Raw genomic sequence first — 13,339 nt, forward strand, 5'->3', positions numbered from 1 at the left:
GCTGGGTTCGGGCGGGGGGGTTCTAGCTCAAGTCGGCGGGGGCCGCGAAGTGGCCGGCGACCGCGGTCGCCGCCGCCACCTCGGGTGACACCAGATGGGTCCGGCCGCCGCGGCCCTGGCGGCCCTCGAAGTTGCGGTTGGAGGTCGACGCGGAGCGCTCGCCGGGGGCCAGCTTGTCGGGGTTCATGGCCAGGCACATGGAGCACCCGGGGTCGCGCCACTCGAAGCCGGCCGCGGTGAACACCCGGTCGAGGCCCTCGGCCTCGGCCTGGGCCTTGACCTGGCCGGAGCCGGGGACGACCAACGCCCGGACCGACGACGCGACCCGCCGGCCGTCGGCCACCGCGGCGGCGGCCCGGAGGTCCTCGATGCGGCCGTTGGTGCACGAGCCGATGAACACCGTGTCGACCGGGATGTCGCGAAGCGGCGTGCCGGCGGTCAGCCCCATGTAGGCCAGGGCCCGGCTGGCGGCGTCCCGGGCCGAGGGGTCGTCGAAGCTGGCCGGGTCGGGCACCGACGCGCTGAGCGGCAGGACCTGGCCGGGGTTGGTGCCCCAGGTGACGTGCGGGGTCAGCGTGCTGGCATCGATGCTCACCTCCTTGTCGAAGGTGGCCCCCTCGTCGGTGGCCAGGCTGCGCCAGTCCTCGAGCGCCCGCTCCCATTCGGCGCCCTTCGGGGCGTGGTCCCGGCCCTCCAGGTAGGCGAAGGTGGTCTCGTCGGGGGCGACCATGCCGGCGCGGGCGCCGGCCTCGATCGACATGTTGCACACCGTCATCCGGCCCTCCATCGACAGAGCCCGGATCGCGGAACCCCGGTACTCGATCACGTGGCCGATCCCTCCGCCGGTCCCGATCCGCCCGATGATGGCCAGCACGATGTCCTTGGCGGTCACGCCGGGCGGCAGCTCCCCCTCGACGTTGACCGCCATGGTCTTCGGGCGGGGCTGGGCCAGCGTCTGGGTGGCCAGCACGTGCTCGACCTCGCTGGTGCCGATCCCGAACGCCAACGCCCCGAAGGCCCCGTGCGTCGAGGTGTGGCTGTCGCCGCACACCACCGTCATGTCGGGCTGGGTGAGGCCCAGCTCCGGGCCGATGATGTGCACGATCCCCTGGTGGGGGTCGCCCATCGCGTACAGGCGGATCCCGAACTCGGCGCAGTTGGCCGACAGAACTTCCATCTGCTTGGCCGACACCGGGTCCTCGATCGGCCGGTCGAGGCCGGTGGTGGGGACGTTGTGGTCCATGGTGGCCACGGTCAGGTCGGGCCGGCGGACCGGGCGGCCCTCCATCCGCAGACCGTCGAACGCTTGGGGGGAGGTCACCTCGTGCACCAGGTGCAGGTCGATGTAGAGCAGGTCCGGCTCGCCGTCGCCGGAACGGACCAGGTGTCGGTCCCACACCTTGTCGGCCAGCGTCCGGGGTTGGGGGGTGGAGGCAGCAACCATCACTTCTCACAATCTGAGATAGATTCCCGTGTCGTGGGAGAGAGTGTAAGTGGTGTGGGAGTGCTGGACAAGGCCGTCGACATCCTCGGCGCCCTCGAAGCGCGGCCCCGGGCCCTCGCCGAGCTGGCCGAGGTGACCGGCCTGCCCCGGGCCACCGCGCACCGCCTGGCGGTGGCGCTCGAGCGCCACGGGCTGGTCGGGCGCGACGGCGCCGGCCGCTTCGTCCTCGGCCGGCGGCTGGTCGCGCTGGGCTCGGCGGCGACCGGCGGCCCCCGCAGCCTCGGCGAGGCCGCGGCCGGAGCCCTGGCCCAGCTGCGGGACCGGACCGGTGAGAGCGTGCAGCTCTACGTGCGAGACGGCGATCGGCGGGTGTGCGTCGCCTCGCTGGAGTCCCCCCACAGCCTGCGGACCATCGTGGCCGTCGGCGCCACCCTGCCGATGGACAAGGGATCGGCGGGGACGGTCCTCGCCGGCGGCGAGGAGGTCCTGCGGGCCGGGTGGGCGCAAAGCGTCGAGGAGCGCGAGCGGGGAGTGGCGTCGGTGTCGGCGCCGGTGATGCTCAACGGAGAGGTGATCGCCGCGGTATCGGTGTCGGGGCCGATCGAGCGGACCAGCCGCACCCCGGGCCGGCGCTACGCGTCGGCGACCCTCGCGGCCGCCCGGGCGGTCGAGGAGGCGATGGCCGGGAGGTGAGCCCCGCACCTCCCGGCGCCCCGCCCCGCTCCCCGCGAGCGCACCGGCTTCAGCGTTCGGGCGAAGCTCCATGTGGGCTGGCGGCGGGCTTGGCGAGGAGGTCTCGCACGGTCTGTGGTTCGCGGCCGAGCAGTCTGGCGAGCGGCGGGTCCACGCCGGCGAAGAAGCCGTCGCGGGCGGCCTGGTAGGTCCCGAGCATGAACCGGGCCATGAACTCTTGCTGGCCGGCGCTGACCTGGTCGGCGACCCAGGCGTCCCCGTCGATCACCTCGAAGCCGACCTCGTGGCCGGATACCTCCGAGGCGATGCCGGCGATGTCCTCGAACGTCGGTGCGGCGGTCGCGGTGAGGGTGATCGGGCCGTCGTAGCGTCCGTCGGAGGCCAGGATGATGGCGGCGGCCTCGGCGGCGTCCTCGCGGGCGGTCCAGGAGACGGGCCCGTCGGCGGGCACGGTGATGCGACGGGTCTCGCGCCACGGCCCCAGCAGCCAGTTGAGGCTGTGGGCGTAAAAGCCGTTGCGAAGCGAGGTCCACGGTATGCCCGAGTCGCTGAGCAGGGTCTCGGTGGCGGCGTGATCGCGGGCCGGACCGAACGGGCTGCCTGCCGCGGCGCCTTGGTGGCTGGTGTAGAGGATGCGCCCAACCCCGACGGCTGCGGCCGCGTCGATGGCGGCGCGGTGCAGGCTGACCGCGTCGGCCGTCGGGTCGCTCGAGGAGACGAGCAGCAGCTGGTCGGCTCCGTTGAAGGCGGTGGGCAACGTGTCGGGCTGGGCGTAGTCGCAGCGCCGTACTGTCACGCCGCGTTGGACGAAGTGGCGGGCCTTGCCCGGGTCGCGAACGGCGACGCCGATCTCTTCGGGCGCCACGCGCTGGAGGAGGTGCTCGACGGTCGCGCCGTTCAAGGCGCCTGTTGCGCCCGTGTCGATGATCACGATGGTCCTTTCGTTAGCGACGAAAACGTCATTGTGTTATCACTGGCATCATCTACGGTAGCAGCGATCCGTTATCGTTGGAAACATGGGTGGTCTGACGGGGAAGCGGAGTGAGAACCGGTCCCGGATCATCCAGGCCGCGGCTCAGCTGCTTCGCGAACACGGGCCGGCGGCGGTGACGACGCGTGGAGTCGCCGAGCACGCCGGGGTCCAGCCACCGGCGATCTATCGGCTGTTCGGCGACAAGGACAGCCTGCTCGACGAGGTCGCCGAATCTGTCATGGCCGAGTTCGCGGCCTCCAAGGCCGCGAAGGTGGAGGCGGCCCAGGCCGACAGCGTCGATCCGCTCGAGGATCTATACGCCGGCTGGCGATCCCAGATCGAGTTCGGTCTCGCCAACCCGGCGCTGTTCCGCCTGCTCAGCGACCCGGCCCGAGTAGCGCGCTCCCCCGCAGCGCAAACCGGCCGGCGCGTCCTCGAGGCGCGAGTGCACCGAGTCGCGGTCACCGGACGGCTGCGGGTGAGCGAGCCACGCGCCGTCGCCATGATCCAAGCAGCGGGCACCGGCGTCATCCAGACGCTGCTGGCAACCCCAGCCGAGCAGCGCGACCCCGAGCTCCCAGACGCGGTCTATCAGGCAGTTCTCGCCCACATCCTCACCGACCCATCCACTGCTCCACCCGACGGCACGCTCGCGACCGCCGTCGCCTTCCGGGCGATCACGCCCGAACTCACCGTGCTGAGCGCCGCCGAGCGACAGCTCCTAGACGACTGGCTCGATCGCGTCGTCAACGCCTTGTGATAGCTCGCCTGCCCGTTGAGCGCTCTGGGCGCGACGGCTGCGCTCGCCGCCCCCTCTCGCAACGGCCGGTCCGGGGGCGCTGCCGCGCCCCCGGACCGGCCACACCGCGGCCCGTCAGCCGGTGCGGCCTATGCCGTGGGCCCGGCCCCACGTCGAGTGGCAGGCCCGATCGAGCGCCGGCACGAAGCGGTCGGCCGCCTCGACGCAGGCCCGGTGACCCCAGGCGATGGTGGCGTGCTCGGCGTCGGGGATCGTGCGGGCCAGTTGCCACTGGCGGTCGGGAGGCACCGTGCGGTCCTTGGTCGTGATGATCACCGTCGTCGGCACGTCGATCTCGCCGATCCAGGGGGTGGCGTCGTAGTTGTTGAGCGCCGCCGCGGCCTGCACCAGCAGCGCCGGATCGCTGCGACCCTGCTCGGATATCACCCACCGGGCCCGATCCGGGTTGTCGTCGCGGGCCTCGACCATCCGGGTGAGCGCCTGTTGGTGCCACCCGCCGGGGATGGCCGAGATCAGGTAGGACAGCCCCATCCCGACCGCGGTCACCGCCGGAGCCAGGTCGGCCCGCCCCGGCAGCCGGGCGCCGGTCGCGCACAAGACCATGCCGGCGACGACATCGGGGTGGCGCCTCCACAGCAGCTGGGCGATCGGGCCGCCCATCGAGTAGCCGACGACGATGACCGGCGCGGTGTCGAGGGTGCGGACCAGCCCGGCCAGGTCGTCGGCGCAGTCCTCGAGGGTGAAGCGCCGTCCCCGGATGCCCCGGCCGTGGCCCCGCAGGTCGGGGGCCACCACCCTCCACGAGCGGGCCAGGGCCAGCATGGTCGGCGACCAGTTGAGCGCTGCGGTGGATGTCCAGCCGTGGAGGAGCAGGACCGTCGGCCGGTCGCCGGCGCTGTCCCACACCCACATCGACCCTCGCTCGGCCACCTCGACGAAGGATCCCGGTGGCAGCGGCGGGGGGTAGCCGGGCACAGTCGAACGGTACCGGTGCCCGCGTCGCTACGAGTGGCGGGTCCGGCCCGGCCCTGGGCGGTCAGCCGGCCTGGGCTGCGGCCTCGGCGCTGCGATGGCGCGCCGCGGCCCAATCCGCGGCCTCCCGGGCGAGCAGCGGGGGGTAGCGCCACCGCAGCAGCTGCCGCTCCGCCTCCTCCGCGCCTTCGCCCAGCTCCAGCAGGCTGAGAGCCAGCTGCCTGCTGCGCCTCCGCTGGGCATCGTCGCCGGGGGCGTCGAGCTGGCGTTGCTGCCAGCGGGCGTGGTCGGCCTGCTGCGCCTCGGAGAGGCGGACCAGCTGCCGGCGGTTGAGCGGCGGCAGGCGACGGCGCACGGCCAACTCGTCGGGGCCGACCAGGAAGGCCATCTCGAATTGCATCATCCGGTTGACGGAGCGGAGGAACGGGGAGTGGCGCCCGCCCCGGTCACCCAGCCCGATGCTGCGCGCCGTCTCTCCCAGGTCCAGCACGAAACCGTCCGGGGCGTCGTCGAAGCCGGCGGCCAGCCGGCGTAGGAGCCAGGTGGTCGACGGGCCGAGGACCCCTAGCCAGAACCGCTCGACGTAGACCGACCGGGGATCGAAGCCGACCCGGTCGACGACGTCGTCGGGCCACGGGCGGATGGTCATCGAATCGGACGCGAAGGTCAACAGCGGTGGCACCGGATCAGCTCCCTCATGCGGTGGAAATCACGACTTCAGCATGTTTCAGCATATTTCATGCTCTCTGAATGTGCAAGAGGGGCCTTAGAGTGGCGGTGTGGAGCGCACCGAGGCGGGCAGGGGAGAGGCGGACTCCGGCATCGACAAAGCCCGGGCCCTGGTCGCAGCGGCCCGGCGGATCGTGGTGATGTCGGGAGCGGGCATCTCCACCGATTCGGGGATCCCCGACTTCCGAGGACCGCAGGGGGTCTGGACCCGCAACCCCCGCGCCGAGCGGGCGTCGACCCTTCGCGACTACCTCGAAGACGCCGACCTACGGGTCGAGGCGTGGCGCAACCGCCTCGGGCATCCGGCGTGGACCGCGTCGCCCAACGCCGGCCACCGGGCGGTCGCGGCCCTCGAGCAGCAGGGCCGGCTGCGGGCGGTGCTGACCCAGAACACCGACGAGCTGCACCAAAAGGCCGGGACCGACCCGGCGCTGATCGTCGAGCTGCACGGCACCATGCACCACGTCGTGTGCTGGTCCTGCGGCGAGCGGGCGCCGATGGAGCGGGCGCTGGCCCGGGTCCGGGACGGGGAGGCGGACCCGCACTGCCGCACCTGCGGCGGGATCCTTAAGTCCACGACGATCTCCTTCGGGCAGTCCCTGGACCCCGACGTGCTGGCCCGGGCCGACGCCGCGGTCGAGGACTGCGATTTGGTGCTCGCGGTCGGCACGACGCTCAGCGTGCACCCCGCCGCCGGCTACGTGCCGATGGCCAAACGCCACGGCGCCGGCCTGGTGATCGTCAACGCCGAGCCGACTGCCTACGACCGCCTGGCCGACGCGGTGGTCCGCGACTCGATCAGCGACGTCCTCCCGGTGCTGGTCGAACCGGCCTGAGCGCCGGGGCCGGCCGCCGCCCCTCGAAGACCGGGCCCGGCCCCAGCAGTCCCCAAACCGCGAGTGGAGGGCTACCAGCCGCCCCGGTGCACCACCTCGGAGTGGGGGCGCCGTCCCCGCGCCGCGGACGACGACGGGCGGTGGTCGGCGGCCGGCCACCCGAGGGCCACCGCGCCGAGCGCCTCCCAGCCGTCGGGGACCCCGAACGCCGCGAGGGTTTGGGCCGGCGGGGCGTGGAGGGCGAAGAAGAGCGCCCCGAGCCCCTCGTCCACCGCCCCGAGCAGCAGCACCATCGTGGCGAAGGCGGTGTCCACCACCCAGTACGGCGCCGGCCACCCTTCGGGATCGGCCCGACCGACGGGGAGCTTGTCGGCCTCCGCGTACCGGGCCAGGTACTCGTCCCGGCCGGCGAGGGGCAAGATGATCACCGGGGCTCGCAGCAGCCCCGGGTGGGTCGGGTTGGCCAGCCACGCCGGGTCGGCGTCGAGCTGCCAGAACCGGTCGGTCTGCGCCCGCCCCTCCAGCACCACGAACGCCCACCCCTGGGTGTGGCCCGCCGAGGGGGCCCGCCGGGCCCGGGCCAGGAGCCGGTCGACGACCACCGGGTCGACCGGCCGGTCGAGGAAGTTGCGGCACATCCGCCGCTGCCGCACGACCTCGTCGAACTCCATCGCCTCCCGACCCTACGCGGCGGCCGGGAGGGCCCGATCCCCCGACGAGGGAATGACGACCGGCCTAGTAGGGTTTACCTCTGACGAGTACGCCCGGTTTCGGCGGCACCGCTGAGCGCACCCCGAAACCGGAATCCGCCATCCGCAACCCGAGTGAGGCCGTATCGATGCCCAGCTTCCGAGACCTTCTGCGCGACGCCAAGGCGCGCATCCGCGAGATCGACACCATCACCGCCGCCGAGGAGCTGGCCCGCCCGGGGACGGTGGTGCTCGACGTGCGCGAGCCCGACGAGTACGAGCAGGGGGCTATACCCGGGGCCATCCACATCCCTCGCGGCCACCTCGAGAGCCAGGTCGAGAACAAGGTCCTCAACCATGACGCCCACGTCGTGATCTACTGCGCGGGCGGGACCCGTTCGGCGTTCGCGGCCGACACGATGCGCCTGCTCGGCTACAGCGACGTGGCGTCGATGGCCGGCGGGTTCAACAAGTGGAAGGACGAGGGCCGGGACTGGAAAGCCCCGGCGTCGCTGAGCGCCGAGCAGCGCAACCGCTACCAGCGCCACCTCCTGCTGCCCGAGGTCGACGTGGCCGGACAGCAGAAGCTCCTCGACTCGAAGGTCCTCCTGCTCGGCGCCGGCGGCCTCGGCTCGCCCGCGGCGATGTACCTGGCCGCGGCCGGGGTCGGGACCCTCGGGATCATCGACATGGACGTGGTCGACGAGTCCAACCTGCAACGCCAGATCCTCCACAACATGGACCGGATCGGCGAACGCAAGGTCGACTCGGCCAAGAAGACGCTCACCGGCATCAACCCCGACGTCGACGTGGTCACCTACGACGTGCGCCTCGGCGCCGACAACGTGCTCGATATCTTCGCCGGCTACGACCTGATCATCGACGGCACCGACAACTTCCCGACCCGGTACCTGGTCAACGACGCGTCTTTGAAGCTGGACATCCCCGTGATCCACGGGTCGATCTTCCGCTTCGAGGGGCAGGCCAGCGTTTATTTGCCCCACCAGGGTCCGTGCTACCGCTGCCAGGTCCCCGAGCCGCCTCCCGCCGAGCTGGCGCCGTCGTGCTCCGAGGCCGGCGTGCTCGGTGTGCTGCCCGGCATTATCGGCAGCATCCAGGCCATGGAGGCCATCAAGGTGCTCCTCGGCATCGGCGACCCGCTGGTCGGGCGGTTGCTGGCCTACGACGCCCTCGAGGAGACCTTCCGCACCTTCAAGGTCAACCGCGACCCCGAGTGCGCGGCGTGCTCGATCCCGAAAGAAGACCTGGTGATCGCCGAGTACGACGAGTACTGCATGCCCCACCCGATCGCGGCCCCGGTCGGCTAACCAGCCAAAGGTGGGGAAAGGGGCGCCGGCTGCCCCCGAAGCGCAGTGTGTAGGTTCTCGCCGGTGCGCTGCGGATCGAAATGGGTGGCCGGCGGCTCGGCACTGCGGGGCCTCGCCGTGGCCGCGGCGGTCGGGGCTGCCGCGGCGGGCTGCGGGACGGTCAGCCACGACAACCCGGCGTTCACCGGCGCACCGAACGCGCCAGCGACCACGCCGACCACAGCGGCAGCGACCGGCCCGACCATCACCCAGGTGACGGTCGGGTCGGTCGCAATTCCGCAGCTGGCCGGCGGCCAGGGCGCCCCGGCGGTCAACGCCGCGGTGCGGGCCCTGGCCTCCGGCCTCGGCGCGGGCGGCCGCTCGTGCAACCTGACCACCACCAGGTCCGATGCCGCTTTGGTGTCGTTTCGCTGGCTGTGCTCGGACCGCTCCGTCGCCACCGCGACGTTCTCCCTGCCGAGCGGGAAGCGCCTGGCCCTCAGCGACCTCCTCCGCGGCGGGTACCTGCAGTACATGGCCTCCACCGCGCAGGCCCAGCTGACCGCCGGCGGGACCGACGCCGCCAGCGCGTCGCGCCTCGCGGCCCCCACCGCGGCGGCGTTCTCCCGCTGGGGCCTGTCGCGGAGCGCGCTGCAGGTCAGCTTCCCGCTCCCGTCAGGGCCGGTGACCGTCGCCTACCCGGTCGCCACCCTCGCCCCCTACCTCGTCCCGGGCGGCCCGCTGCGCTGACCGCGGGCGGTGCCGGAGGGGTCGGCGGGCGGCCCCGGCGCCGGGCTTGCCCACCCCGGCCGCACTCGCCCTAACCTGACCGTATGGCCACCGACGAGCGTCGCACCGATTCCGGCATTGAGATCCAACCGGTGTACGGCCCGTCGGACCTGGAGGGATGGGACCCCGGAGCGCAGCTGGGCGAGCCCGGGAAGGTCCCTTTCACCAGGGGCATCTATCCGAACATGTACCGGGGCCGCCCGTGGACGATCCGCCAGTACTCCGGGTTCGGCAACGCCGAGTCGACCAACGAGCGGTGGCGGCTGCTCCTAGCCGGCGGAGGCACCGGCCTGTCGTGCGCGTTCGACCTGCCGACGCAGATGGGCTACGACTCCGACCACCCCCGCGCCGAGGGCGAGGTGGGCAAGGTCGGGGTGGCCATCGACTCCATCGACGACATGCGCATCCTGCTCGGGGGCCTCCCGCTCGACAAGGTGACCACGTCGATGACCATCAACTCGACGGCCTCCACCCTGCTGCTGCTCTACCAGCTCGTCGCCGAGGAGCAGGGCGTCGACCCGAAGAAGCTCGGCGGCACGATCCAAAACGACATCCTCAAGGAGTACGTCGCCCGGGGCACCTACATCTACCCGCCCCGGCCGTCGATGCGGATCATCACCGACATCTTCGCCTACTGCGCGAAGCACCTGCCTTCGTGGAACACCATCTCCATCTCCGGCTACCACATCCGCGAAGCCGGTTCGACCGCGGTCCAAGAGATCGCCTTCACCCTGGCCAACGGGATCGCGTACGTCCAAGCCGCGGTCGACGCCGGCCTGTCGGTCGACGAGTTCGCCCCCCGGCTCAGCTTCTTTTGGAACGCCCACAACAACCTGTTCGAAGAGGTCGCCAAGTTCCGGGCGGCCCGGCGGATGTGGGCCCGGATCATGACCGAGCGGTTCGACGCGAAAAGCGACAAGAGCAAGCTGCTGCGGTTCCACACCCAGACCGGTGGATCGACCCTCACCGCTCAGCAGCCGGAGAACAACATCGCCCGCGTCACGCTCCAGTCCCTCGCCGCGGTGCTCGGCGGAACCCAGAGCCTGCACGCCAACGGCTTCGACGAAGCCCTCGGCCTGCCGACGACCAAAGCCGCCCGCATCGCCCTGCGGACCCAGCAGATCATCGCCAGCGAGTCGGGGGTGGTCGACACCGTCGACCCGCTCGCCGGGTCGTACTTCGTCGAGTCCCTCACCGACGCGGTGGAGATCGAGGCGTACGGCTACTTGAAGCGGATCGAGGAGATGGGCGGGGCGGTGGCCGCCATCGAGGCCGGGTACATGCAAGACGAGATCGAGCAGGCCGCCTACTCCTACGCCAAGCAGGTCGACTCGAAGGAGAAGATCATCGTCGGGGTCAACAGCTACGTCGACGACCAGCCCGAGCCCTCCGAGGTGTTCCCGATCGACCCGGCGCTGCAGGCGACCCAAGCCGCCCGTCTGGCCCGGACCAGGGCCGAGCGGGACCAAGCCGCGGTCGACGCCGCCCTGGGCGACCTGGCCACCGCCGCCCGCGGCAGCGCCAACCTGCTGTACCCGATGAAAGAAGCGCTGGCCCGCCGGGCGACCCTCGGCGAAGTCAGCGACGTCCTACGCGCCGAGTTCGGCGTCTTCCAGCCGGAGCGATGAGCGTGGCCGTCAAGTTCGTGATCATCGGCGGGGGACCCGCCGGCAACACCGCCGCCACCTACGCGGCCCGCCTCGGCGCCGACGTCACCCTCATCGAGCGCGACGTCCTCGGCGGCGCCGCCCACCTGTGGGACTGCATCCCCTCCAAGACGATGATCGCCACCGGCGGGGCCATGAGCTTCGCCGACCGGATCAGCGGGATGGGCCTCAGTCACCTCGACGCCCACCTCGAGGTCGACGCCCAGCGCAAGCGGATCCAAGACATCGAGAACCGCCTGAAGGACCACGTCACCGAACTGCTGGTCAGCCAGGAGGTCCGGCTGATCCACGGGACCGCCCGCCTGAAGGGCCCCCACGCGGTCGTGGTCGAGACCCAGACCGGCCTCGAGGAGCTGGAGGCCGACGCCATCTTGGTGTCCACCGGCACCCGGCCCCGGATCCCGGCGTGGGTCGAGCCCGACGGCGACCGGATCTTGACGACCCGCCAGGCGTACCCGCCCAAGACCATGCCCGAGCATCTGGTGGTGGTCGGCTCCGGCGTCACCGGCGTCGAGTTCGTCCACATGTTCGCGTCGTTCGGCTCGAAGGTGACCCTGATCGTGAGCCGCCAGCAGGTGCTGCCGAACAAGGACCCAGAAGTCGCCGCCGCGCTCGAGGACGAGCTGTTGCGCCGGGGTGTCCGGCTGTTCAAGGGCGCCCGGGCTGAGATGATCGAGCGGACCGAGGCCGGCGTGGCGGTGGCCTGCGACGACGGCCGGGTGGCGCTTGGCACCCACGCCCTGCTCGCCATCGGGTCCATCCCCAACTCCGACGGGATGGGCCTCGAAGAAGCCGGAGTGGTCACCGACGGCGGCTACATCGAGATCAACCAGCACTGCCAGTCGAGCGTCCCCCACATCTACGCCGCGGGCGACGTGTCGGGCAAGCTGCCGCTGTCGTCGGTGGCGTCGATGCAGGGCCGCAAGATCGCCGAGCACGTGATGGGCATCCACACCCGCGAGCACCGCCACATCGACTACGAGAAGGCCGCGTCGGCGATCTTCACCGAGCCGGAGATCGCGGACGTGGGGCTGGCGGAAGCCGACGCGTTCGCCACCGGCCGCAAGATCCGGGTCACCAAGGTCCCTTACGCGGCGACCGCGAAGGCTCTTATCAACGACGACCCGGGCGGGTTCGTGAAGATCATCTCCGACCCGGCCACCGGGGTGGTGCTCGGTGGGTCGATCGTCGGCCGCCACGCCGCGGAGCTGATCTCGGTCATCGCCCTGGCGGTGACCGCCAACTTGAAGGTCAGCGACATCGTCGAGAGCTGCCTGGTGCACCCGACGCTGTCGGAAGCGCTCGCCGACGCAGCCGAGTAGCCCGGCGGGGGCGGAAGGTCCAACTCACCGTTCGTCGGCGCGCAGATCCCCCAGGATCTCGCTGACCGACCGCCCCGCCCCAGCCGGTAGGGGAGCGGGCAAGCTGCCACGAGACGCGCGAGGCGCCGGGATGTGCGCCCACCGGTCGGTCTCCGGCGGAGTCAGCTGCCCCACGGGTCGCCCGCGGTCGGTGATCAGGAACGACTCGCCCTGGGCTGTGTGCACGAGGTACTCGCTCAGGTGCTGGCGGAGCTCCCTCACCCCGACCCGTTCCATCGAGCTTCAGCGTAGGGCGCCTTGAGCTGCCCGGCCCTCCGGCTCGGTGCCGAGGACACCGACTGTCTCGCCGCTCTGATGTCATAACGTCAGGTGCGTGCGCACAACTGTCCGTATCGACGACGACGTTCTGCTCGCGGTGCAGGAGCGGGCTCGGCGCGAGAAGCGCACTGCAGGGGAGGTGCTCTCCGAGCTGGCTCGCCAGGCCTTGACCGGGCAGCATCGGCAGGCAGAGGCCCCTGAGACGAGCAAACACGGGTTCCGCCCGCTTCCCCGCCGAGGCCCAGCCATCTCCAACGCCCTGATCGACCAGCTTCGGGAGGAGGAGTCGGAGTGAAGCGCGCGCTGCTCGATGTCAACGTGCTGCTGACGCTTCTCGATTCCGACCACGTGGACCACGACCGGGCGAGCGCCTGGCTCGACGACGAGATCGGTGACGGTTGGGCGTCTTGTCCGATCACTGAGAACGGCTTCGTGCGGATCATGCCAGCCCCGGTACCCGAGCCCGGTGTCTCCAATGGAGGCCATCGAGTTGCTGGGCCGAGCCTGTGACACCGAGCACCATGCCTTTTGGCCTTGCGACGTCAGCGTGCTCAGCGCCAGGATGGTGGACCGTTCCCGCTTGCACGGGCCGCGCCAGGTGACCGACGCGTACCTTCTCGCTCTTGCTGCTGCCAACGACGGGCGATTCGTAACGCTCGACCAGTCCGTACCGCTCGCCGCGGTGCACGGTGCCACAGCGGAGAACCTGACGGTCCTCTAGGACACTGTTGAACAATTCTCGCTTCGGTGCTCGCGATTTGGGCCCAGACCGTCGAGAATTGTCGGGTGCAAGGACGGAGCGAATCCAACCGTGAGTTGCTCGACGCGGCGGCGCTGTGT

At 71.4% G+C, this 13,339-nt stretch carries 14 protein-coding genes and 1 pseudogene; 9 read left to right on the top strand and 6 right to left on the bottom strand.

The window, feature by feature from the left end; translation table 11 throughout:
- Positions 1-22: 22 nt before the first annotated feature.
- A complete protein-coding gene (gene leuC, locus K6U06_RS19370) occupies positions 23-1,444 on the bottom strand; it encodes a 3-isopropylmalate dehydratase large subunit (protein WP_262323634.1) in 1,422 nt (473 codons plus the stop codon).
- A gap of 33 nt (positions 1,445-1,477) precedes the next feature.
- Between leuC and K6U06_RS19375 the strand changes: the two genes are divergently transcribed.
- Positions 1,478-2,137: an IclR family transcriptional regulator gene (locus tag K6U06_RS19375; RefSeq protein WP_262323615.1), complete on the top strand. Its 660-nt coding sequence runs from the start codon at positions 1,478-1,480 to the stop codon at positions 2,135-2,137.
- Between the two features lie 49 nt (positions 2,138-2,186).
- Here the strand turns inward: K6U06_RS19375 and K6U06_RS19380 are convergent, their stop codons facing one another.
- Positions 2,187-3,068 carry an NAD(P)H-binding protein gene (locus K6U06_RS19380; protein ID WP_262323616.1) on the bottom strand — a complete coding sequence of 294 codons (882 nt, stop codon included), beginning with the start codon at positions 3,066-3,068 and terminating at the stop codon, positions 2,187-2,189.
- 85 nt (positions 3,069-3,153) lie between these two features.
- On the opposite strand from K6U06_RS19380, the gene K6U06_RS19385 reads away from it, so the two are divergent.
- Entirely contained in the window at positions 3,154-3,870 is a 717-nt protein-coding gene (locus tag K6U06_RS19385) for a TetR/AcrR family transcriptional regulator (RefSeq protein WP_262323617.1), read from the top strand.
- A 114-nt stretch (positions 3,871-3,984) separates the two neighbouring features.
- Here K6U06_RS19385 and K6U06_RS19390 read toward each other — a convergent pair whose 3' ends face one another.
- Both K6U06_RS19390 and K6U06_RS19395 read right to left on the bottom strand, forming a co-directional pair.
- The gene (locus K6U06_RS19390; RefSeq protein WP_262323618.1) at positions 3,985-4,845 is read right to left on the bottom strand and encodes an alpha/beta fold hydrolase; all 861 of its coding nucleotides are present in this window, start codon (positions 4,843-4,845) and stop codon (positions 3,985-3,987) included.
- Positions 4,846-4,906: 61 nt separating this feature from the next.
- Positions 4,907-5,524 carry a hypothetical protein gene (locus K6U06_RS19395; protein ID WP_262323619.1) on the bottom strand — a complete coding sequence of 206 codons (618 nt, stop codon included), beginning with the start codon at positions 5,522-5,524 and terminating at the stop codon, positions 4,907-4,909.
- A gap of 97 nt (positions 5,525-5,621) precedes the next feature.
- Here K6U06_RS19395 and K6U06_RS19400 point away from each other — a divergent pair, with 97 nt between their 5' ends.
- The gene (locus tag K6U06_RS19400; protein ID WP_262323620.1) at positions 5,622-6,407 is read left to right on the top strand and encodes an SIR2 family NAD-dependent protein deacylase; all 786 of its coding nucleotides are present in this window, start codon (positions 5,622-5,624) and stop codon (positions 6,405-6,407) included.
- Positions 6,408-6,478: 71 nt separating this feature from the next.
- Here the strand turns inward: K6U06_RS19400 and K6U06_RS19405 are convergent, their stop codons facing one another.
- A complete protein-coding gene (locus K6U06_RS19405) occupies positions 6,479-7,078 on the bottom strand; it encodes a nitroreductase family protein (RefSeq protein WP_262323621.1) in 600 nt (199 codons plus the stop codon).
- A gap of 167 nt (positions 7,079-7,245) precedes the next feature.
- Here K6U06_RS19405 and moeB point away from each other — a divergent pair, with 167 nt between their 5' ends.
- From moeB to K6U06_RS19425, 4 genes are all read left to right on the top strand, one after another.
- Complete coding sequence (gene moeB, locus K6U06_RS19410; protein ID WP_262323622.1) at positions 7,246-8,424, top strand: molybdopterin-synthase adenylyltransferase MoeB; 1,179 nt, start codon at positions 7,246-7,248, stop codon at positions 8,422-8,424.
- A gap of 84 nt (positions 8,425-8,508) precedes the next feature.
- On the top strand, positions 8,509-9,153 hold the full coding sequence (locus tag K6U06_RS19415) for a hypothetical protein (protein ID WP_262323623.1): 645 nt from the start codon (positions 8,509-8,511) through the stop codon (positions 9,151-9,153).
- A gap of 83 nt (positions 9,154-9,236) precedes the next feature.
- Positions 9,237-10,820, top strand: coding sequence for a methylmalonyl-CoA mutase (locus K6U06_RS19420; protein WP_262323624.1), 1,584 nt, complete (start codon positions 9,237-9,239; stop codon positions 10,818-10,820).
- Positions 10,817-12,181: a dihydrolipoyl dehydrogenase family protein gene (locus K6U06_RS19425; RefSeq protein ID WP_262323625.1), complete on the top strand. Its 1,365-nt coding sequence runs from the start codon at positions 10,817-10,819 to the stop codon at positions 12,179-12,181. The genes K6U06_RS19420 and K6U06_RS19425 overlap by 4 nt, the downstream gene beginning before the upstream one ends.
- 24 nt (positions 12,182-12,205) lie before the next feature.
- Here K6U06_RS19425 and K6U06_RS19430 read toward each other — a convergent pair whose 3' ends face one another.
- Positions 12,206-12,457 carry a type II toxin-antitoxin system Phd/YefM family antitoxin gene (locus K6U06_RS19430; protein ID WP_262323626.1) on the bottom strand — a complete coding sequence of 84 codons (252 nt, stop codon included), beginning with the start codon at positions 12,455-12,457 and terminating at the stop codon, positions 12,206-12,208.
- 97 nt (positions 12,458-12,554) lie between these two features.
- Between K6U06_RS19430 and K6U06_RS19435 the strand changes: the two genes are divergently transcribed.
- Both K6U06_RS19435 and K6U06_RS24830 read left to right on the top strand, forming a co-directional pair.
- Complete coding sequence (locus K6U06_RS19435) at positions 12,555-12,794, top strand: hypothetical protein (protein WP_262323627.1); 240 nt, start codon at positions 12,555-12,557, stop codon at positions 12,792-12,794.
- Positions 12,791-13,220 (top strand): annotated as a pseudogene (locus K6U06_RS24830) (TA system VapC family ribonuclease toxin). Before K6U06_RS19435 ends, K6U06_RS24830 begins: the two are co-directional and overlap by 4 nt.
- Positions 13,221-13,339: the final 119 nt, after the last annotated feature.

It is taken from the genome of Acidiferrimicrobium sp. IK, from assembly GCF_025499425.1.
In the GTDB taxonomy this organism is placed as follows: Bacteria; Actinomycetota; Acidimicrobiia; order Acidimicrobiales; family Palsa-688; genus Acidiferrimicrobium.

Excerpts from the sequence above, each read along its gene's own strand:
- K6U06_RS19420 (WP_262323624.1), top strand. The coding sequence starts at position 9,237 with ATGGCCACCGACGAGCGTCGCACCGATTCCGGCATTGAGATCCAACCG.
- K6U06_RS19430 (WP_262323626.1), bottom strand. The coding sequence starts at position 12,457 with ATGGAACGGGTCGGGGTGAGGGAGCTCCGCCAGCACCTGAGCGAGTAC.
- leuC (WP_262323634.1), bottom strand. The coding sequence starts at position 1,444 with ATGGTTGCTGCCTCCACCCCCCAACCCCGGACGCTGGCCGACAAGGTG.
- K6U06_RS19385 (WP_262323617.1), top strand. The coding sequence starts at position 3,154 with ATGGGTGGTCTGACGGGGAAGCGGAGTGAGAACCGGTCCCGGATCATC.
- moeB (WP_262323622.1), top strand. The coding sequence starts at position 7,246 with ATGCCCAGCTTCCGAGACCTTCTGCGCGACGCCAAGGCGCGCATCCGC.
- K6U06_RS19405 (WP_262323621.1), bottom strand. The coding sequence starts at position 7,078 with ATGGAGTTCGACGAGGTCGTGCGGCAGCGGCGGATGTGCCGCAACTTC.
- K6U06_RS19425 (WP_262323625.1), top strand. The coding sequence starts at position 10,817 with ATGAGCGTGGCCGTCAAGTTCGTGATCATCGGCGGGGGACCCGCCGGC.